The organism is Streptomyces sp. NPDC006314 (genome assembly GCF_040613075.1).
Classification (GTDB): Bacteria; Actinomycetota; Actinomycetes; order Streptomycetales; family Streptomycetaceae; genus Streptomyces.
This window is the reverse complement of sequence record NZ_JBEXRL010000021.1, coordinates 25822-44602: the sequence shown is the minus strand read 5'-3', so window position 1 is coordinate 44602 and position 18781 is coordinate 25822. Positions and strand designations below refer to the sequence as shown.

Here is an 18781-nt window from a genome sequence, read left to right as displayed (position 1 = left end):
CCACCTTGTCCGGTGGGGGCGCCCTCTCGTCTGTCTGGCGGCGTCGGCGTCAGCCCTGGCTGTCGGTCGCCTCGATCTCCTGTCCGCTCTTCTTCGCCGCTGCCGCCCGTCGCATGTGCCCCTCCTCGCCGAAGTACACCGACAGGCGTGAGGTGTCCAGCTTCTTCCCGCCCCGCCGCGCAGGTGCCACCTCCACGTAGCCGCCCGCGTTCAACAACAGGTCTCGCTTACCGGCCCCGTCCGAGCGCTTCCACTGCTCGGCGTGCGTCTCGCCGGTCGGCTCCGCCTTCACGCCGCCCGGCTTCGCCGTTCGCTGTCTCTCTTTCAGGGACGCCAGACGCTCCTCCAGCTTGGCGTACTGCTCCGCGTATCGGATCGCTCCGTCGTCGCCCTTAAACAGGCCCCGGTCGTAGCGATCTTTCTGCAAGTCGGCCAATGCTTCCTCAGCCTGCCTGATCTGCGGGCGGAAGTCCTCGCCCGCCTCCTGGACCATCCGCATCACGGGAAGGTGCCCGTACTTCGTGAGGAACTGCTCGGTGACATGCTCCTCGGTGGTCACCCCCGCCACGGTCGGCCCGTAGCACTTCTCGCCCGGCTTCTCCTCCCCCTTGGCCGCCCGCTGGCGGTACTTTAGGGGGCCGATGCACCGGTACCGAAGCTGGCCGTTGCGCCCGCTGAAGGTGTACATGCGCTCACCACAGACTCCGCAGTGCATGATGCCGCGCAACAACGACGTCCCCTCCCGGCGCTTCTCACCGGGATTGGCCCGACGCTCCAACTCGTCCTGGAGCGCCTGCCAGATGTCCGTTTCGAGGATCGGCGGGCGGTTGACCAGGGGCAGACCGTCCGTCCGCAGGATCGGCTTTCCGTCCTCGATGACCTGGCCGAGCAACTGGGGATTGCCCAGCAGGCTACGCAGCGTCGTCGTGTACCACTGCTTGGAGTCACTGCGCTTGCCCGTGGTCTGGCGTGAGGTGTGGCCGGGCGACGGGACGCCCTCCTTGTTGAGGTCGTTGATGATCTGCATGAGGGAGTCCTTGGCCAGGACCCGCTCCACGATCTTCCTGATCGTCTTGGCCTCGTTCTCGTTGACCGCGAGGACCTTGCCCGCCCCGTTGGGGTTGGGGACGACCATGTACCCGTACGGAACCCGCCCACCGGTATAGCGGCCCTCCCGGCGCAGGTGCTCGTGGGCACTGGACACCCGCATGCCGATGGTGTCGGACTCCAGCTCGGCGAAAACCGCGATGACCTTCGCCATGGCCCGGCCCATGGACGACGTGAGGTCAAGAGGTTCCGTGGCCGACGCGAGCGCAACGCTCTGGTGCTCGGCGAGTCGCATGATCTCCGCGAAGTCGACCGTCGAGCGTGCGAGCCGGTCGATCTTGAAGAACACGATCACGTCCAGCTCGGCGAGCCGGGTCAGGATGCGTTGCAGACCCGGCCGGTCGAGGCCCCGCGAGAAGCCGGAGACATCGATGTCTTCCTCGACGACTATGACGTCCCAACCGCGTGCCTCACACAGCGCCTCGCAAGCCGCTCTCTGGCGCTCGGGAGAAGTCGTCTCGTCCGTTTCACGCGATAGGCGAACATAGATAGCGGCGCGCATCCCCGGCGCGCTGGCCGGTACGCCCTTCCGGCGCCGGGCACGGGGCATGGCCCGAGCAGTGGCAGGTGCAGTGTCTGTCACGCTGACGATCCTATCTGCGGAGGTATGCGTGTCCTGCCTAATCGTCCAGTCTGACAAGACCCTGCTCCTGGAAGTCGACCACGAGCTGGCCGACGACTGCCGTCGGGCCATCGCGCCCTTCGCCGAACTGGAGCGGGCACCCGAGCACATCCACACCTACCGGGTCACGCCGCTCGGCCTGTGGAACGCGCGGGCGGCCGGGCATGACGCCGAGCAGGTCGTGGACGCCCTGGTGCAGTACAGCCGGTATCCCGTGCCGCACGCGCTGCTCGTGGACATCGCCGAGACGATGGACCGCTACGGCCGCCTCACCCTCTCCAAGCACCCCGCGCACGGCCTCGTCCTCACCACCACCGACCGGCCGGTGCTGGAGGAAGTGCTGAAGTCCAGGCGGATCGCCCCGCTGGTCGGCGCCCGCATCGATCCGGACACCGTCGCCGTGCACCCCTCCGAGCGCGGGCAGATCAAGCAGACGCTGCTCAAGCTGGGCTGGCCCGCCGAGGACCTCGCCGGGTACGTGGACGGCGAGGCGCACGCGATCGAGCTGCTGGAGGACGGCTGGAACCTGCGGCCGTACCAGAAGCAGGCCGTGGAGAACTTCTGGCACGGCGGCAGCGGGGTCGTCGTGCTGCCCTGTGGCGCCGGGAAGACGCTGGTCGGCGCGGGCTCGATGGCCCAGGCGAAGTCGACGACGCTCATCCTCGTCACCAACACCGTCTCCGCCCGGCAGTGGAAGCACGAACTGGTGAAGCGGACCTCGCTCACCGAGGACGAGATCGGCGAGTACAGCGGGACGAAGAAGGAGATCCGGCCCGTCACGATCGCCACCTACCAGGTCCTCACCACCAAGCGGAAGGGTGTCTATCCGCACCTGGAACTGTTCGACTCCCGGGACTGGGGGCTGATCGTCTACGACGAGGTGCATCTGCTGCCGGCTCCCGTCTTCAAGTTCACCGCCGATCTGCAGGCGCGGCGGCGGCTCGGTCTCACGGCCACCCTCGTCCGCGAGGACGGCCGCGAGTCGGACGTGTTCTCACTGATCGGGCCCAAGCGGTTCGACGCGCCCTGGAAGGAGATCGAGGCGCAGGGCTACATCGCGCCCGCCGACTGCGTCGAGGTCCGGGTCAATCTCACCGACTCCGAGCGGCTCGCCTACGCCACCGCGGAGACCGAGGAGAAGTACCGCTTCTGTGCCACGACCGCGACCAAGCGGAAGGTCACGGAGGCCATCGTCCGCCGGTTCGCCGGGCAGCAGATCCTCGTCATCGGCCAGTACATCGACCAGCTCGACGAGCTGGGCGAGCACCTGAACGCGCCGGTGATCAAGGGCGAGACGTCGAACGCCCAGCGGGAGAAGCTCTTCGACGCCTTCCGTGAGGGCGAGATCAGCGTGCTCGTCGTCTCCAAGGTCGCCAACTTCTCCATCGACCTGCCCGAGGCCACGGTCGCCATCCAGGTGTCCGGCACGTTCGGCTCCCGGCAGGAGGAGGCCCAGCGGCTCGGGCGCGTACTGCGCCCGAAGGCCGACGGCCACCAGGCCCACTTCTACTCGGTGGTCGCCCGCGACACCATCGACCAGGACTTCGCCGCCCACCGCCAGCGCTTCCTGGCCGAACAGGGCTACGCCTACCGGATCGTGGACGCGGACGAGATCCTGGCGGAGGGCACGGGCTGACCCCCCCGGCGGCGCGGTACGGCCGCCCACGCCAGCAGCGCCAGCCCCAGCAGCGGATACGGCGACGCCAGGGGTTGCTGCCACCACGGGAGGTGCAGGTCACGGTCGCCCTCGTGGGGGAGCAGCCAGAGGGTGCGGGCCGTGAACGCCGTCGCCGTCAGGGCCGTCAGGAGGACGCGGCCCTCGGCGAGGAGCACGGCGAGGAGCGGTACGCACCACACCCAGTGGTGGGACCAGCTGATCGGGGAGATCAGCAGGGTGGTGAACGCGGTGAGCAGGATGCCGTGCCGGTCCTCGCGGGCGCGGGCCGCCAGGCAGAGGCCCACCGCGCCGACGGCGGCCGCCGGGAGCGCCCAGGCGAGGCCCGGGGCGGGGTCGCCGAGGGCCCGCGCGACCAGGCCCTGCAGGGACTGGTTGTCCACGATCCACGCCTTGCCCACCCGGTCGGTCTCGTACAGACGCCGGGTCCAGAAGTCGGCGCTCGCGGAGGGGAGCAGCAGGCCGCCGAGTGCGACCGTGCCGGCGCACACCGCCGTCGCCGTGGCCGCCTCCCGTCTGCGTCCGGTCAGGAACAGGTACGGCACGAAGAGGGCCGGGGTGAGCTTGATGCCGGTCGCGATGCCGAGGGCCACCCCCTTGCCCCGGGCGGTGGGGGGCCGGGTGAGGTCCCACAGCACCAGGCCGGCCACGGCGAGGTTGATCTGGCCGAACAGGAGGGTCTGGAAGACCGGTTCGAGCCAGAGGGACAGGGCCGTGGCCGCGCAGAGCAGAGGCGGCGGCAGCGGCTGGGGCGGCGGGGGCAGGAGGCCGGTTCGGGCGGCCAGGCGGGCCGAGAGGGTGATCAGGAGCGCGAGCAGGAGCGCGTTGCCCGCGAGGAAGGCCGCCTTCAGGGCCGGGACGGGAAGCCAGGTGGCCGGGACGAACAGGATCGCCGCGAACGGCGGGTAGGTCGCGGGGAGCCGCCACCGGGTGACCGTGAAGCCGTAGAGATCGGTGCCGTGGGCCACGGCCGCGCCCTCGGCCCGGTAGACGAGGAGATCGGCCATGGGTGCGCCGCGCAGGACGCACAGCGCGGCGAAGGAGGCGAGGGAGAGGGCGAGGAGAGGCAGGGCCATCCGTTTCCGCACGGACGTGACCCTATGCCGTCACTTGCGGCGTATGCCCGCTTCCTCGCCGTACTCACCGAGGACGACGACGCCGAACGCCGCCTCCGCGAACACCTTGACGGCACGCAGGGCGTCGCCGAGGCGGTGACGATGGGGGCCGCCCACGGCCGTGGCACCGGACGGGGGTCGGACAGGAGTGGGAGTGATGGTCGCTGCGCTCATGTCTCCATGGTGGAACTTCGGGCATAAGTCCCGCATCGGTCTCCGGAGCCAGTCCCCAAGGGGCCCGAGTAGGCCTGCGGGTGGACCGCGGCCCCTACGCGGCGTGTCCCCCGTCCCCTAGGGGCGGAAATTCATTGGCTTCCACCCAGCCCCCTCACCTAGGATCTCCGCTCTTGCCCGCCTCCCTCACGGAGTGCCGCCGCCCGGACGGAAACCGGGCGGCCCCGTCATGCCCCAGTCATGGAAGAGCAGATCCGGAGGCACCCCCTTGTCCACGCCCGTCCACGACCCGCTCGACGACCCCCTCGCCCGAGAGCGCTCCCACCTCGCCGCGTCCCGTGCCGCCCTGCGCGCCATGCGCGAGGACGTGGAGGCGCTGGACATCAAGGACGTCACCGCGAACTGGGTCAACGCCGAGGTGCTCGCCCGGCAGATCGACGAACGCATCAAGGCCCTGGCCGACCTCAGCGACACCCCGCTGTTCTTCGGCCGGCTGGACTATCTGCACGCGCCGGGGGCCGAGCGGGCCGAGGGCGCGCAGGGCGAGAAGTTCTACATCGGCCGGCGGCATGTGCACGACGCCGACGGGGATCCCATGGTCATCGACTGGCGTGCGCCGGTCTCGCAGCCGTTCTACCGGGCGTCCAAGAAGGACCCCATGGACGTCGGGCTGCGCCGCCGCTTCGGCTACACCGGCGGCGACCTGACCGCCTACGAGGACGAGCACCTGTCCGACCCGGCCGATCCGTCAGGGGCCGCCACCACCAGCAAGCTGCTCCAGCAGGAGATCGAGCGGCCGCGCGTCGGCCCGATGCGGGACATCGTCGCCACGATCCAGCCCGAGCAGGACGAGATCGTCCGCTCCGGTCTGTCCGGCACGGTGTGCGTGCAGGGCGGACCCGGCACCGGAAAGACCGCCGTCGGCCTGCACCGGGTCGCGTATCTGCTGTACGCCCACCGGGAACGGCTCGCGCGCACCGGCACGCTCGTCATCGGGCCGAACAGATCCTTCCTGCACTACATCGAGCAGGTCCTGCCCGCGCTCGGTGAGCTGACCGTGCAGCAGGCCACCGTGGACGACCTGGTCGCGCAGGTGGAGGTGCGCGGCACGGACGACGCGGCCGCCGCTGTCGTCAAGGGCGACGCCCGGATGGCCGAGGTGCTGCGCCGGGCCCTGTACTCCCAGGTGAGCATGCCCACCGAGCCGGTCGTCGTCGTGCGCGGCTCGCGCCGCTGGCGGGTTCCGGCGTACGAACTGGAGGACATGGTCCGGGAGTTGCTGGAGCGGGACATCCGCTACGGCGCCGCGCGCGAGGCCCTGCCGCAGCGGATCGCGCACGTGGTGCTGGTGCAGATGGAGCGGGCCGGGGAGGCGCCGGACGACCGGGTGCAGGACGCCGTGGCCCGCAACAGCGCGGTGAAGGCGGCCGTGAAGGAGATCTGGCCGGCCGTCGACCCGGCGAAGCTCGTGCTGCGGCTGCTGACCGACGCGGACTTCCTCGCCGAGCACGCCGACGGTGTCCTGGACGAGGACGAGCAGAAGACGATCCTGTGGGCGAAGCCGGTGCGGAGTGTGAAGTCGGCCAAGTGGTCGGCGGCGGACGCGGTGCTGATCGACGAGGCGACCGACCTGATCCAGCGCACGCACTCGCTCGGCCATGTGGTCCTGGACGAGGCGCAGGACCTGTCCCCCATGCAGTACCGGGCCGTCGGCCGCCGCTGCACGACGGGCAGCGCGACGGTGCTGGGGGACCTGGCGCAGGGTACGACTCCGTGGGCGACCCGCAGCTGGCAGGAGGCCCTCGCCCACCTCGGCAAGCAGGAGGGGCACATCGAGGAGCTGACCGCGGGCTTCCGTGTCCCCACGGACGTCATCGCCTACGCCTCCCGCCTCCTGCCCCACATCGCGCCCGGTCTCACCCCGGTCGCCTCCGTCCGGGAGAACCCGGGCTTCTTCGAGGTCCGTACGGTCACGGCAGCGGGCGAGGTCGTCGCCGCCTGCGAGGAGTTGCTGCGCAACGAGGGCTCGACCGGTCTGATCGCGGCGGACGCCCGCGTCCCCGCGCTCGCCGAGGCGCTGGCCGCGGCGGGGATCACGTGTCTCGCGCCCGGCGAGGAGACCACCGGCGAGACCCGCCTCACCCTCGTCCCGGCCTCCCTCGCCAAGGGCCTGGAGTACGACTACGTCGTCCTGGACGAACCGCAGGCCGTGGTGGACGGCGAACCCGACGAACGGACGGGGCTGCGGCGGCTGTACGTGGCGCTGACGCGTGCGGTGTCGGGACTGATCGTGGCGCATTCCGCGCCGTTGCCGCCGCAGCTCGCCCAGTAGGGTGCTGTGCCGTTCCCGCATGTCCCCTTGGAAAGGCCCCAGTTGAGCACCCCGCCGCCCTACCACCCCCCGTACCCGCAGACCCCGGGGCCGTACCAGCAGGCTTCGGGGCCGTACCCGCCCGCTTCCGCCGGTCCGCAGCCACGGCAGTACGGCGGCGGCGCGGTGCCGACGGCGGCCTGCCAGGTGTGCGGGGCGTCGCCCGCCGCGCAGGTCACGGTCCGCGGCCACCAGGGCATGCTGGTGATCATGCGGTTCCTGCGGCGTCAGGGGGTGTTCTGCCGCACCTGCGCACTGGCGACCTTCCGCGAGATGCAGTCGGACACCCTGGTGCGGGGCTGGTGGGGTCCGCTGTCGATGGTCATCACACCCGTCACCCTGCTGATCAACCTCGGCGCCCTGTCCGGGATACGGCGCGTCCCCGAACCGGTCACGGCGCGATGGCGGCCGCCGTTGGACCCGGGCAAGCCCGTGTTCAAGCGGCCGGCCGGGGTACTGGCCCTGATTTCACTGGGCCTCTTCGGCCTGCCGGTGCTCGCCGTTCCGGTGGTCATGGTCATCGGCCTGCTGGTCGGTTCGAGCGGGAGTGAGCACCCGACCCTGACGGTCGGCTCATGCGCGCGCAACGACGCCACCTGGCCCGAACAGGACCTGAAGCCCGTGGACTGCGGCTCCTCCCACGCCCGGTTCCGCGTCCTCGACCCGGACAGCGGCTCGTGTAGGGCCGGGGACTACGCGGCCTACCCGGAGTACAGCGGAAACGGCGACCTGTCGCTGTGCCTGCACCCTCTGAGGGGCTAGGGGGACACCTCCTGGGCGGCATCCCCGTCCAGCTCCGCCCGCCACCGGGCGACCGCCTCCACCGAGACCGGCCCCTCCCATCCGTCGGGACGAGCCGCCCCGCCGATGTGGAAGGCCTCGATCCCGCCGGCCCGGAGCCGCGGCACATGGTCGAGGCGCAGTCCGCCGCCCACCAGGATCTGCTGTTCGTACCCTGGCTCCCCGCCGTGCCCGGCCTCCGCGATCAGCGTGGGCAGGCCCTCGTCCACGCCCTCGGCGGCACCGGCCGTCAGATAGGTGTCCAGGCCGGGCAGGTCGGCGAGCTGCTTGCGCAGGGCGTCGCGGTCGGCGGCCCGGTCGATCGCCCGGTGGAAGGTCCACGCGCAGCCGTCCAGCGCGCCGACCACCCGCTCCACCGCCGCGAGGTCCACCCCGCCGCCCGCTTCGAGGAACCCGAGCACGAACTGGTCCGCACCGGCCTCCCGCAGCTCGCCCGCACACCGGACCAGCCGCTCCACGTCACCGGCCGCGAACCCGTCCGCCAGCCGGAGCATCACGCGCAGGTCGATGTCGACGGCGGCGCGGATCCCGGCGACGGTGCGGGGGGACGGGGTGAGCCCGTCGGCCGCCATCTCGGTGACCAACTCCAGGCGGTCCGCGCCTCCGGCCTGGGCGGCGACCGCGTCCTCGACGTCGAGGGCGATCACCTCCAGGACTGCACGCTTGCTCATGGCACCCCATTCGTCGGCGGCTACAGAGACAGGTCTAGTCCAATTCCAAGACTACGCCCGCATCCCGCCCGCCCGGGACGCCCCTCACCCGAAGAGGTTCAGCTCCCCCTCCCTCGCCCCCGCCAGCTCCTACGCCGCCCCGTTCACCGGCCGCCCCGCATACAGCCGTACGAGAGTGGCGGCAGCACCGATGTACCGGGCGGGTCCTCCGCGGCCACGGCCCCCAGCAGCAGCGGCTCGTCCATGTCGCCGAGGTCGGCGTGCAGCGGCACGTGCCGCTTCTCCCGGGTGATCCGGGAAAGCAGGGGCAGCGCGTCCGGCAGGCCGGCCCCGGCGTACGCCCCCGGCTCGCCGAAGACCTCCCACGCATCACCGGCGTGCACCCACTCCCCCAGCGCGATCATGTCCAGCACCCCGCCCGCCTCGGCGATCACCGGCCCGGCCTCGGTCGTACCGCGTTCCAGCTCGTCCACGATCCGGGCGTTCGTCCACTGCGCGCGCTCGGCGATGTCCCGGTCGTTCGGCTCGGGCGAAACACGCCCTGCTCGAACCGGCTCTCCACCAACCGCGGCAACGCGGCGGAACAGTGCGCCAGCACGTCCCGCACCGTCCACCCCGGACACGCGGCGGTGGGCGAGGCGAAGTCCGCGTCCGCGCGCGAGCGCGGCAGCGGTATGAGCGCATCCCGCTCGACCGTCAGCAGCCGCCCGGGGAGTTCGGGGTCACGTGGTACCTCGGTCATGACAGTCATGGGCCCCAGGCCAGGGGCCGCCGAGCGCCACCGTCACGGAAGAACCGCCCCGGATCGCCCAGGAATCGCCACGGGTCACACAGGAACGGAAGAATGAAGGCATGGCCGATCTCGACGCCCTGCGCCTCCGTTTCGCCCGTGCGCTGGAAGCAGCCCGCGCCCCCGGCGGCGGCCCCGACCCCGCGCCGTACGCCGACAACCTCCTCACCCGCTGGCAGGAGCCGCAGCGCCGCTACCACACCCTGGCCCACCTCACCGCGGTGCTCGACCGGATCGACGTACTGGAGGAGTACGCGGCCGACCCGGACGTCGTACGCCTGGCCGCCTGGTTCCACGACGCCGTCTATCTCCCCGAACGGTCGGAGAACGAGGAGCGGTCCGCGCGGCTCGCCGAGCGTGCCCTGCCGGAGGCGGGCCTGCCGGACGCCCGGACGGCCGAGGTGGCGCGGCTGGTCCGGCTCACCGTCACGCACGATCCGGCCGACGACGACCGCGACGGCCAGGTCCTGTGCGACGCGGACCTCGCGATCCTGGCCGCACCCCCGTCGGCGTACGCCGCCTACACCGCCGAGGTCCGCGAGGAGTACCACTTCGTCCCCAACGACGCCTTCCGGGCCGGCCGTTCGGCGGTTCTGCGCCAACTCCTCGACCTCCCCCGGCTGTTCCACACCCCCTACGGCCAGGAGCACTGGGAGGCCACCGCCCGCTACAACCTCGCCTCGGAGCTGGAATTGCTCTCGACCCGAGCGGACGGGGCCTAGGGTGCGTCCATGCGACCGATAAACGGGGACGACGTGAACAGGGCCGTCGCGGGCTGCCTCGCGGCACTGCGGCCGGCGGTGGACCGGGACTGGGAGAGCACCGCCGGGCGGCTGGAGTGGAGCTGCCGGAAGACGGCCGAGCACATCGCCAGCGATCTCATCGCCTACGCGGGCCAGCTGGCGGGCCGTGCCCAGGGGGCGTACGTCCCCTTCGACATCGTCCTGGACGAGGGCACCGACAACGCCGGCCTGCTGCACGTCATCGAGACCACCGGCGTGCTGCTCGCCACGACCGTCCGCACCACCCCGCCCGGCGTCCGCGCCTTCCACCCCTACCCCTTCCGCAGCGCCGACCGCGAGGGCTTCGCCGCGATGGGCATCGCCGAGGTGCTGCTGCACACCCACGACGTGGCCGAGGGTCTGGGTCTGGCCTACGAGCCGGCCGAGGACCTCGCCGAGTCCGTTCTGACCTGGCTCTTTCCGCACGTCCAGCCCGGCCCGGCACCCTGGCCGACCCTGCTGTGGGCCACCGGCCGCGGTGAACTGCCCGGCCGTGCCCCGGTCACCGGCTGGCGCTGGCACAACAACCTCGTCATCCCCGCCGAACGCCTCACCCTCACCGGTCTCCGCCCGGCCGCCGCCCGTGATCTGCGCCTCGGCGGCGACGGCGGTCTGGAGTGGATCGAGGGCGGCCCGTACGAGGGCACGCGGGAGGCCGCCGGCTTCCTGGTGAAGGCGTACGAAGCCGGCGTGCACCGGCCGGAGTTCGGGGTCTTCGCCCTCGTACGGCACGAGGACGGCCGCGCGATCGGCGGCATCGGCTTCCACGGCGCCCCGGACGAGGAGGGCCGGGTGGAGATCGGCTACGACCTCGTCGAGGGCGCCCGCGGCCAGGGCTACGCCACCGAGGCGCTGCGGACCCTGACCGAGTGGGCACTGGCCCGGGAGGATGTCGACCTGCTCTTCGCGATCATCGAGGCGGACAACCTGCCCTCACAGCGCGTGGTGACCCGGGCGGGGTACACCCGGGCGACCGTGGAGGAGGAGCGGACCGCCGGCGAGGACCACGGCATGGAGGACGGGCTCCGGCTCTACGTCCGCCGGGTCTGAAGCCCCTTGGGCCGGCGCAGTCCCGACGCCCGCAGCAGTCGCACCACCTCGCGGCTGCCGACCTCCACCGCCCCGGCGGCCACCGCGTCCGCGTACCGGTGCGACGGAATGTCGTAGTGGTCGCGTTCGAAGGCCCGCCGGGGGACGCCCAACCGCTCGGCGAACCGGTGCAGTTCCTCGTACGACACATCGCTGACCAGATGCGACCACATGCGCCCGTGGCCGGGCCAGGCCGGCGGGTCGATGTACACGGTCACGGGCACCTCACGAGGACGTCGTCCCGCCCGTGACCGCCCCCAGCGAGCCGACCGCGGCGACCTTCACGCCCGCCTTGTGGCACACCCAGTGCGGGTCGGGACCCAGTTCCGGTTCCACGTGCAGCGCGTGCGGGTCGCCGGAGCCGCACACCGAGCACAGCGGCCACCGGCCGTGCCGCTCCAGCAGCGCGTCCTGCACGTCCTGTGCGACCAGCCCGGCGACGTAGGCGGCGCCCTCCGGCCACTGCTCGACCCACCAGCGCCGCTGTGCGACGGAGTCCTCGACCAGTGAGACCACGTCCGCCGCCGCGACCTCGCGCGCGATCAGGTCGGCGAGCACCAGGGCGCGCGCCGCGTGCAAGGCCTGCTCAAGGGGACTGATGGGCTCCATGCCACCCATTGTGCGCACTCTTGACCACCAGACCGAACCGAAAATATCTTTCACCTGTGACCCAGGACATGAAGGAAAGTTTCGGCAGTCCGGGCGGCTCCCTCGCCGCGAAGGTGCGCACGCTCGCCCCCTCCATGACCCGGTCCATGCAGCGCGTCGCCGAGGCCGTGGCGAGCGACCCGGCCGGCTGCGCCGCCCTCACGGTCACCGGCCTCGCCGAACTCACCGGCACCAGCGAGGCCACGGTCGTCCGCACCGCCCGCCTCCTCGGCTACCCCGGCTACCGCGACCTGCGGCTGGCCCTCGCCGGGCTGGCCGCGCAGCAGCAGTCGGGCCGGGCGCCCGCCATCACGACGGACATCGCGGTGGACGACCCCATCGCCGACGTCGTCGCGAAACTGGCCTACGAGGAGCAGCAGACCCTCGCCGACACGGCCGCCGGACTCGACACCGTCCAGCTGGGCGCGGCCGTCACCGCGCTGGCCGGTGCCCGGCGGACCGATGTGTACGGCATAGGGGCGTCCGGGCTCGTCGCCCAGGACCTCACGCAGAAGCTGCTGCGAATAGGGCTCATAGCCCACGCGCACAGCGACCCGCACCTGGCGGTGACCAACGCGGTGCAGCTCCACTCGGGGGACGTGGCCATCGCGATCACGCACTCCGGCTCGACGGGGGACGTCATCGAGCCACTGCGGGTCGCCTTCGAGCACGGGGCGACCACCGTCGCGATCACCGGAAGACCCGATTCGCCGGTGACGCAGTACGCCGACTACGTGCTGACCACCTCCACGTCCCGGGAGACCGAGCTGCGGCCGGCCGCGATGTCCTCACGGACGAGTCAACTACTGGTGGTGGACTGCTTGTTCGTCGGTGTGGCCCAGCGCACGTACGAGACCGCGGCGCCGGCTTTGGCCGCGTCTTACGAGGCGTTGGCCCATCGGCATCGGAGTGGGTCGCGATAGACCGCAGGACCGACCGTTCGTGGGACCTGCGAGTGGGTTCGGGCTCGTCGCGCCCCGCGGCGCAGCCGCACATCGAGCAGGGCCCCGCGCCCCGAGGTAGGTTCACCCCCCTTGAAAAGTCACCGGAGAGAGCCGCCCCCCAATGACCTCTCATGATCTGCGCAGTCAGTTGGCCTCGTTGACCACCGAGGCCTTTCGGCCCGAGCTTGCCGATATCGATCAGTTGTCCACCCTTGAGATCGCCCGGTTGATGAACGGCGAGGATGCGGGCGTGCCCGGTGCCGTCGCGGCGCAGTTGCCCCGGATCGCCGCCGCCATCGACGCCGTGGCCGAGCGCATGGCGCGAGGCGGTCGGCTCGTCTACGCCGGAGCCGGAACGGCCGGACGGCTGGGCGTGCTGGACGCTTCCGAGTGCCCGCCCACCTTCAACACCGACCCCGCCCAGGTCGTCGGCCTGATCGCGGGCGGCCCCGAGGCCATGGTCACCTCCGTCGAGGGCGCGGAGGACTCCAGGGAGCTGGCCCGCAAGGACCTCGACGCGCTCCAGCCGACCGCCGACGACACGGTGGTCGGCATCTCCGCCTCCGGCCGCACGCCCTACGCCCTCGGCGCCGTCGAGCACGCCCGAGCGCTGGGCGCCCTGACCATCGGCCTCGCCTGCAACGAGCACAGCGCGCTCGCGGCCGCCGCCGAGCACGGCATCGAGGTCGTCGTGGGCCCGGAGCTGATCACCGGCTCCACCCGGCTGAAGGCGGGCACGGCCCAGAAGCTGGTCCTGAACATGCTCTCCACCATCACGATGATCCGGCTCGGCAAGACGTACGGGAACCTGATGGTCGACGTCCGTGCCTCCAACGACAAGCTCCGGGCCCGCTCCCACCGGATCGTGTCCCTGGCCACGGGGGCGGACGACGAGGAGATCGAGAAGGCGCTCACCGAGTCCGATGGCGAGGTGAAGAACGCGATCCTCACCCTTCTCGCCGATGTCGACGGCCCGACGGCCGCCCGCCTTCTGGAGGAGTCCGGCGGCCATCTGCGTGCCGCGCTGGCGCACGCGGCCGGCTGACCCGCACGCTCGGGGCGTGCGCAACGATCCCGCCTCCACCGCGACCGCCGTCCTCGCCCGGGTCGGCGGCCCGGCCAACGTCACCTCCGTGGCCCACTGCATGACCCGGCTCCGGCTGGGCCTCGCCGATCCGGCGGCGGTGGACGAGGACGCCCTGCGGGCCGTGCCCGGCGTGCTCGGGGTGGTGGTGGGCGGGGGCGTCTGGCAGATCGTGTTCGGGCCCGGGGTGGTCGACGAGGTCACGGCGGCGGTCCAGGCCCTGATCACCGGGCAGGCGGCCGGCAGCGGCACCTGTCCGGGGCAGCAGCCGCTCGGCGCGCGGCCGGCCGACCAGGGCGCCCGCATCGAGGAGGAGCTGCGGCAGCGCAACGCCACGCCCCTCAAGACCGCCCTGCGCCGCGTCGCGAGCGTCTTCGTCCCGCTCATCCCCGCCCTGATCGGCTGTGGCGTCCTCGCCGGCCTCAACGGGCTGCTCCTGAACGCCGGCTGGCTGCCCGGCCTGACCCCCGCCGTGTCCGCCATCGCCTCCGCCTTCATGGCACTGATCGCGGTGTTCGTCGGCCACAACACGGCGAAGGAGTTCGGCGGCACGCCCGTGCTGGGCGGCGCGGTGGCGGCCGTCGTCGTCTATCCGGGCGTGGCGAAGGTGACGGCGTTCGGTATGCACCTGGCGCCGGGGCAGGGCGGGGTGCTCGGCGCGCTCGCGGCGGCGCTGCTGGCGACCCGGGTGGAGAAGTGGTGCCGGGGCCGGGTCCCGGGCGCACTGGACGTCCTACTCACCCCCACGGTCACCGTGCTCGTCCCCGGCCTGGTGACGCTGTACGGCCTGATGTACGCGGCCGGCGCGGTGGCCACCGCCATCGGCACGGCGGCCAACTGGCTCCTCGCGACCGCCGGTGCCGTGGCCGGACTGGTGCTGGGCGGCCTCTTCCTGCCGCTGGTCATGCTGGGCCTGCACCAGGCCCTCATTCCCCTCCACACCACCCTCATCGAGCAGCGGGGCTACACCGTCCTGCTCCCTCTGCTGGCCATGGCGGGCGCGGGCCAGGTGGGCGCGGCCCTCGCGGTCTACGTCCGCCTGCGCCACGACGTCTCGCTGCGTACGACGATCAGGTCGGCCCTCCCGGCCGGCCTGCTGGGCGTCGGTGAACCCCTGATCTACGGCGTTTCCCTGCCGCTCGGCAGGCCCTTCCTGACCGCCTGTGCGGGCGGGGCGGCGGGCGGAGCCTTCGTCGGCTTCTTCGCCATGCTGGGCACCGAAGTGGGTGCGACGGCGATCGGCCCGTCGGGCTGGGCCCTGTTCCCGCTGCTCGCGGGGGACAGGGGGCCGGGGGTGGCGGCGGCGGTCTACGGTGGCGGGCTGCTCACCGGTTACGCGGTGGGCTTCGCGGCGACGTACCTCTTCGGCTTCCCCCGGCGCCCGGGCTCTTCACCCATCCCGCGAGCAGGTTGATCGGTACCGAGAGCAGGCTCAGCCCGTCCTCGACGGCGTCTTCGGCTCGACGGCCTGGTCGGCGTTCGTCTCGAACCTCAAGCACTGAGCGATCCCCCGAAGCTCAAGCCTCTCGCCCCGAGCTTCGAGCCCTCTTTTCAAGGAACGGGTGGAGGGCCTCAACCCGCCCTCCCACCCCGCGTGTTGACTTGACGCGTTCGGCTTGCCACGCAGAGTCACAAGGCTCTAACGTGCGGCCGTAAGCAAACAGCCCCCGCTGGTGCGCCAACACCGTGCGGGGGCTTGACCTACGAGATCGAAGAGAGAGTTCGATCCCATGGCTGACGCCAACTTTAGTGCTGCCCCCTTCCCGGCGCACCCCTCCCCGCACCCGATGGCCAACCCCGGTTACGGAAAACGCTCCGCCCCCGGCCAACGCCCCCGCAGCAACCACGACTTCGCCCACCTTCCGGCCCGCGAAGCCGCCGTCGCCGCGTACATCGACCGCCTCCCGGACGGCGCCGACATCTCCGTGAAGACGCTGGCCAGGGTGCTGCCGTACGGGCAGTGCGCCCTCGGCACGGCCCTGAGGCGCCTCCAGCGGGAAGGGCATCTGCGCCGGGGACGCGAACGGCTCCCCGGCACCGACTCCGTCCGCTGGATCACCCGATCGTGGTTCTCCCGTACCGCACGCGCCGATGACTGGTGGGCCGCCTTCACGCGCGGGGACGTCATGGGCGAGCCACCGCAGGGCCGCCCTCGGCCGACCCGCTCCCGCGCCCACGTCCTCCTCGCCGCCCTCGGCCGCAGCGCCCCCGCGCTGTCTCTCTCCGAGGCCGACTGCGCCGGCCTCGCGCCGCTGGTCGTGCAGTGGTACGTCAGGGGCGCCGGCGACGACGACGTACTCCGTGCCCTCACCACCGGGCTGCCCACCCCCGTCCACCACCCGGCCGCCCTGGTCCGCAGACGCCTGACCGACAAGCTCCCGCCCACCCCGGCGCCCGAACCCGGGCCGCCGGCGTCCCGGCCGCCCCGGTTGATGGAGTGCGCGGAGTGCGGTGTGCCGGGGCGGCCGGAGGCGCTGCCGGGTGGACTGTGCCGGGTGTGCCGGGGCGCACCCCCTCCTGGCGTTCACCACCATGCGCCCCCGTCGGCACCCGCCATCCACGCCTACGCGACGGAGATGCGTGCTGCGATCCTGGAAAAGAGACGAGAAGCAACACTCACGTGATGGCCTCAGACGATCGAGGAGAGCACTCCGGGGCACCATGGAGCCCGCTGCCCGTGGGGCGCTACCGTCGAACCGCCACCCCCGGCCGGCATCACCCTGGACACCGAGAAGCTGAAGGACTGAGCGAACTGACATGAACCACGCCCAGCTCACCGCCCTCGGCCGGGCCCTGCGGCTGCTCGGGGAGCACGGGGAGGCACTCACCGTCGACACCCCGGACGCCCGGCTGCACGAGGTGAGGGCCGATCTGCGGCGGGCCCTCGATCTGCTGGACGAGAGTGTCGGGGCCGGCGCGCCCAGCACCCGGTGCCCTGAGCACCCGCAGGGGCCCGTGGACGAGAGCGCCCCCGATCTGTGCCTGCTGTGCGAGACCCGGCGCAGGGCCCACCGGCGCTCGGAGTACGGCAGCAGGCCGAACGTGGCCGAGCCGGTCCGCTCGGCCCCCTCCCGTTACGGCGTGCGCGGTGACCGGCCCCAGCCCCAGCAGCGGTGGCTGCCCGAGCTGTGGAACGGGCAGGAGTGGCAGCTGTGCGGGACGCCCAGGCGGGATCGGCAGGAGGCCGAGGCGTACCTCGCCGCCCAGCGGCGCGGATCCCGGCCCGCCATGGCGTACCGGCTCGTGCACGAGTTCACCGACTACGAGGTGCTGCGGGTGTGGGGGACGCCGGTGCGCACCGACATCGAGCCCATGGGCAACCTCTAGCCGCGGTCAGTCCAGCAGCGGCAGCGGCCGGAAGTCGTGACCCTCCCATATGCGCCTGCTCTTCTCCTCGGGGTACGGCGTCACCTTCGGCTCCGCGTCCAGCACCTGTACCGGGCGGGTCCGGGTGTCGTACGCCGGCCAGCCGGGGTCGCCGGTGCGTGCGAACGCCGTCCAGGAGCGGCGGATGAAGGCGGAGAGGTGCTCCGCCTCCGAGGTGGGCCTGCCGCCGGGGAAGAGGAGGCCTCCCAGGTCCGCGCCGAACGTGCCGAAGAGCAGCGGGATGTCCAGGCCGTGACAGGCGCCCAGTACGCTTCCCGGGGCAGGCCAGGTCAGTTCGTAGACGTGGGACCGGCCGCCGCCCGCCAGCTGGGCCTCGGCCAGATGCAGACTCGGCATGCCGAACAGCCAGTCCGTCTGGACGCGTTCGTACAGTTCGGCCGGTGACGCCCCGGGGAAGGCCGCCCGATAGGCCCGCTCGCCCGCCTCGCCGTCCGGTGCCAGCAACCGCAGGGCCCCCGTCGCCTGCTCCCCGGTGATCTCGCCGAGCATGCCGCTCATGGCCATGAACAGGCGGAACTCGTCGCGGTTGTGGCCGACCAGCAGGTCCACCTCCCGCGCCGCGCCCGAGGCCAGCGCCTGCCAGGGAGACATGGGCAGTACGTCGCCGTCGACCACCGGGGAGAAGGGGGTGACCGTGGGCGCCGCCCGGCCCCAGCGGTCCAGATACTGGAGCATCTTGGCCGACAGCGACTGTCCGGCCTCGGGGAGTCGACGAGGGTCCACGGCGGCCAGGTCGGCCGCGGTGGGCTGCCGGCCGGCCTCCGCCGCCAGTGCCGTCGCCATGTCGCGGGCCAGGTCGGCCGAGAAGAACGTGCCGGGCACGCTCTGCGCCACCGCCCGGTGGAACAGGCCCCGCGCCCTCTCCATCGCCAGCAGGGAGGCGACGGAGCCCGCGCCCGCCGACTCGCCGAAGACCGTGACCCGGGCCGGGTCACCGCCGAACGCGCCGATGTTCTCCTGGACCCACTCCAGGGCCGCGACCTGGTCCAGCAGGCCACGGTTGGCCGGGGCGCCCGCCCAGAGGGCGAAACCCTCCATCCCGACACGGTAGTTGAAGGTGACGACCACGACGTCGCCGTCGCGGGCCACGTGCTGGGCGTCGTAGCCCGGCTGGCCGCCGTGGCCGAGCTTGTACGCGCCGCCGTGGATCCACACCATCACCGGGCGGGCGGCGGACGGGTCCGGGTCGGGGGTCCACACGTTCAGCGTGAGCCAGTCGTCGCCCGTGGGGCCGGTGGCGGGGCGGGCCGTGCGGCCCAGGACGCCCGGCTCCTGCGGGGGCGGCGGGCCGAAGGCGTACGCCTCCCGGGTGCCGTCCCAGCAGCGGGCCCGGCGCGGGGCCTGGAAGCGGGCCTCACCTACCGGAGGTTCGGCGAAGGGGATGCCCCGGAACACCGACAGCCCCCGCTCGCGCAGGCCGCGCACCGCGCCGGAGGCGGTGCGCACCACGGGGCCGTCGGTGTCCGGGGCGTGGGACTCGCTCGTCGTCATGATCGCTCCTCACTGGTTGTCAGAGGAACG

General features: G+C 72.2%; 17 protein-coding genes and 1 pseudogene. 10 read left to right on the top strand and 8 right to left on the bottom strand.

The window, feature by feature from the left end:
* Positions 1-49: 49 nt before the first annotated feature.
* Positions 50-1690 carry a recombinase family protein gene (locus tag ABZ079_RS30040; protein ID WP_356942570.1) on the bottom strand — a complete coding sequence of 547 codons (1641 nt, stop codon included), beginning with the start codon at positions 1688-1690 and terminating at the stop codon, positions 50-52.
* A 28-nt stretch (positions 1691-1718) separates the two neighbouring features.
* On the opposite strand from ABZ079_RS30040, the gene ABZ079_RS30035 reads away from it, so the two are divergent.
* Entirely contained in the window at positions 1719-3365 is a 1647-nt protein-coding gene (locus ABZ079_RS30035; protein ID WP_356942569.1) for a DNA repair helicase XPB, read from the top strand.
* Here ABZ079_RS30035 and ABZ079_RS30030 read toward each other — a convergent pair.
* Both ABZ079_RS30030 and ABZ079_RS30025 read right to left on the bottom strand, forming a co-directional pair.
* Positions 3317-4480 carry a glycosyltransferase 87 family protein gene (locus ABZ079_RS30030; protein ID WP_356942654.1) on the bottom strand — a complete coding sequence of 388 codons (1164 nt, stop codon included), beginning with the start codon at positions 4478-4480 and terminating at the stop codon, positions 3317-3319. The two genes, ABZ079_RS30035 and ABZ079_RS30030, sit on opposite strands and share 49 nt — an antisense overlap.
* Positions 4481-4510: 30 nt before the next feature.
* Positions 4511-4693: a hypothetical protein gene (locus tag ABZ079_RS30025; protein WP_356942568.1), complete on the bottom strand. Its 183-nt coding sequence runs from the start codon at positions 4691-4693 to the stop codon at positions 4511-4513.
* A gap of 268 nt (positions 4694-4961) precedes the next feature.
* Here ABZ079_RS30025 and ABZ079_RS30020 point away from each other — a divergent pair, with 268 nt between their 5' ends.
* Both ABZ079_RS30020 and ABZ079_RS30015 read left to right on the top strand, forming a co-directional pair.
* On the top strand, positions 4962-7025 hold the full coding sequence (locus tag ABZ079_RS30020; protein WP_356942567.1) for a UvrD-helicase domain-containing protein: 2064 nt from the start codon (positions 4962-4964) through the stop codon (positions 7023-7025).
* Between the two features lie 42 nt (positions 7026-7067).
* Complete coding sequence (locus ABZ079_RS30015; protein WP_356942566.1) at positions 7068-7826, top strand: hypothetical protein; 759 nt, start codon at positions 7068-7070, stop codon at positions 7824-7826.
* Here the strand turns inward: ABZ079_RS30015 and ABZ079_RS30010 are convergent.
* A complete protein-coding gene (locus ABZ079_RS30010; protein WP_356942565.1) occupies positions 7823-8536 on the bottom strand; it encodes a copper homeostasis protein CutC in 714 nt (237 codons plus the stop codon). The genes ABZ079_RS30015 and ABZ079_RS30010 overlap by 4 nt on opposite strands.
* A gap of 129 nt (positions 8537-8665) precedes the next feature.
* A pseudogene (locus ABZ079_RS30005) lies at positions 8666-9278 on the bottom strand (maleylpyruvate isomerase family mycothiol-dependent enzyme).
* 110 nt (positions 9279-9388) lie between these two features.
* Here ABZ079_RS30005 and ABZ079_RS30000 point away from each other — a divergent pair.
* Together ABZ079_RS30000 and ABZ079_RS29995 are read left to right on the top strand one after the other, a co-directional pair.
* Positions 9389-10048 (top strand): hypothetical protein, encoded by a 660-nt coding sequence (locus ABZ079_RS30000; RefSeq protein WP_356942564.1) that lies wholly within the window; start codon positions 9389-9391, stop codon positions 10046-10048.
* A gap of 9 nt (positions 10049-10057) precedes the next feature.
* Positions 10058-11158 (top strand): GNAT family N-acetyltransferase, encoded by a 1101-nt coding sequence (locus tag ABZ079_RS29995; RefSeq protein ID WP_356942563.1) that lies wholly within the window; start codon positions 10058-10060, stop codon positions 11156-11158.
* Here the strand turns inward: ABZ079_RS29995 and ABZ079_RS29990 are convergent.
* Both ABZ079_RS29990 and ABZ079_RS29985 read right to left on the bottom strand, forming a co-directional pair.
* Entirely contained in the window at positions 11140-11415 is a 276-nt protein-coding gene (locus ABZ079_RS29990) for a DUF4031 domain-containing protein (RefSeq protein WP_356942562.1), read from the bottom strand. The genes ABZ079_RS29995 and ABZ079_RS29990 overlap by 19 nt on opposite strands.
* A gap of 7 nt (positions 11416-11422) precedes the next feature.
* On the bottom strand, positions 11423-11806 hold the full coding sequence (locus ABZ079_RS29985) for a hypothetical protein (RefSeq protein ID WP_356942561.1): 384 nt from the start codon (positions 11804-11806) through the stop codon (positions 11423-11425).
* Between the two features lie 68 nt (positions 11807-11874).
* Here ABZ079_RS29985 and ABZ079_RS29980 point away from each other — a divergent pair, with 68 nt between their 5' ends.
* The 5 genes from ABZ079_RS29980 (at position 11875) to ABZ079_RS29960 (ending at position 17200) form a co-directional block, all read left to right on the top strand.
* Entirely contained in the window at positions 11875-12768 is an 894-nt protein-coding gene (locus ABZ079_RS29980; protein ID WP_356942653.1) for a MurR/RpiR family transcriptional regulator, read from the top strand.
* Between the two features lie 142 nt (positions 12769-12910).
* Positions 12911-13834 carry an N-acetylmuramic acid 6-phosphate etherase gene (gene murQ / locus ABZ079_RS29975; protein WP_356942560.1) on the top strand — a complete coding sequence of 308 codons (924 nt, stop codon included), beginning with the start codon at positions 12911-12913 and terminating at the stop codon, positions 13832-13834.
* A gap of 16 nt (positions 13835-13850) precedes the next feature.
* Positions 13851-15287 (top strand): PTS transporter subunit EIIC, encoded by a 1437-nt coding sequence (locus ABZ079_RS29970; RefSeq protein ID WP_356942559.1) that lies wholly within the window; start codon positions 13851-13853, stop codon positions 15285-15287.
* Between the two features lie 373 nt (positions 15288-15660).
* Positions 15661-16497 carry a hypothetical protein gene (locus ABZ079_RS29965; protein ID WP_356942652.1) on the top strand — a complete coding sequence of 279 codons (837 nt, stop codon included), beginning with the start codon at positions 15661-15663 and terminating at the stop codon, positions 16495-16497.
* A 133-nt stretch (positions 16498-16630) separates the two neighbouring features.
* Positions 16631-17200: a hypothetical protein gene (locus ABZ079_RS29960; protein WP_356942558.1), complete on the top strand. Its 570-nt coding sequence runs from the start codon at positions 16631-16633 to the stop codon at positions 17198-17200.
* A 6-nt stretch (positions 17201-17206) separates the two neighbouring features.
* On the opposite strand, the gene ABZ079_RS29955 is transcribed toward ABZ079_RS29960, so the two are convergent.
* Entirely contained in the window at positions 17207-18751 is a 1545-nt protein-coding gene (locus tag ABZ079_RS29955; RefSeq protein WP_356942557.1) for a carboxylesterase family protein, read from the bottom strand.
* Positions 18752-18781 lie beyond the last annotated feature (30 nt).

What these genes read in the sequence shown, in the direction of transcription:
- ABZ079_RS30030 (WP_356942654.1), bottom strand. Translation starts at nt 4,480, where the DNA reads ATGGCCCTGCCTCTCCTCGCCCTCTCCCTCGCCTCCTTCGCCGCGCTG.
- ABZ079_RS30025 (WP_356942568.1), bottom strand. Translation starts at nt 4,693, where the DNA reads ATGAGCGCAGCGACCATCACTCCCACTCCTGTCCGACCCCCGTCCGGT.
- ABZ079_RS30010 (WP_356942565.1), bottom strand. Translation starts at nt 8,536, where the DNA reads ATGAGCAAGCGTGCAGTCCTGGAGGTGATCGCCCTCGACGTCGAGGAC.
- ABZ079_RS30000 (WP_356942564.1), top strand. Translation starts at nt 9,389, where the DNA reads ATGGCCGATCTCGACGCCCTGCGCCTCCGTTTCGCCCGTGCGCTGGAA.
- ABZ079_RS29995 (WP_356942563.1), top strand. Translation starts at nt 10,058, where the DNA reads ATGCGACCGATAAACGGGGACGACGTGAACAGGGCCGTCGCGGGCTGC.
- ABZ079_RS29985 (WP_356942561.1), bottom strand. Translation starts at nt 11,806, where the DNA reads ATGGAGCCCATCAGTCCCCTTGAGCAGGCCTTGCACGCGGCGCGCGCC.
- ABZ079_RS29980 (WP_356942653.1), top strand. Translation starts at nt 11,875, where the DNA reads ATGAAGGAAAGTTTCGGCAGTCCGGGCGGCTCCCTCGCCGCGAAGGTG.
- murQ (WP_356942560.1), top strand. Translation starts at nt 12,911, where the DNA reads ATGACCTCTCATGATCTGCGCAGTCAGTTGGCCTCGTTGACCACCGAG.
- ABZ079_RS29965 (WP_356942652.1), top strand. Translation starts at nt 15,661, where the DNA reads ATGGCCAACCCCGGTTACGGAAAACGCTCCGCCCCCGGCCAACGCCCC.
- ABZ079_RS29960 (WP_356942558.1), top strand. Translation starts at nt 16,631, where the DNA reads ATGAACCACGCCCAGCTCACCGCCCTCGGCCGGGCCCTGCGGCTGCTC.
- ABZ079_RS29955 (WP_356942557.1), bottom strand. Translation starts at nt 18,751, where the DNA reads ATGACGACGAGCGAGTCCCACGCCCCGGACACCGACGGCCCCGTGGTG.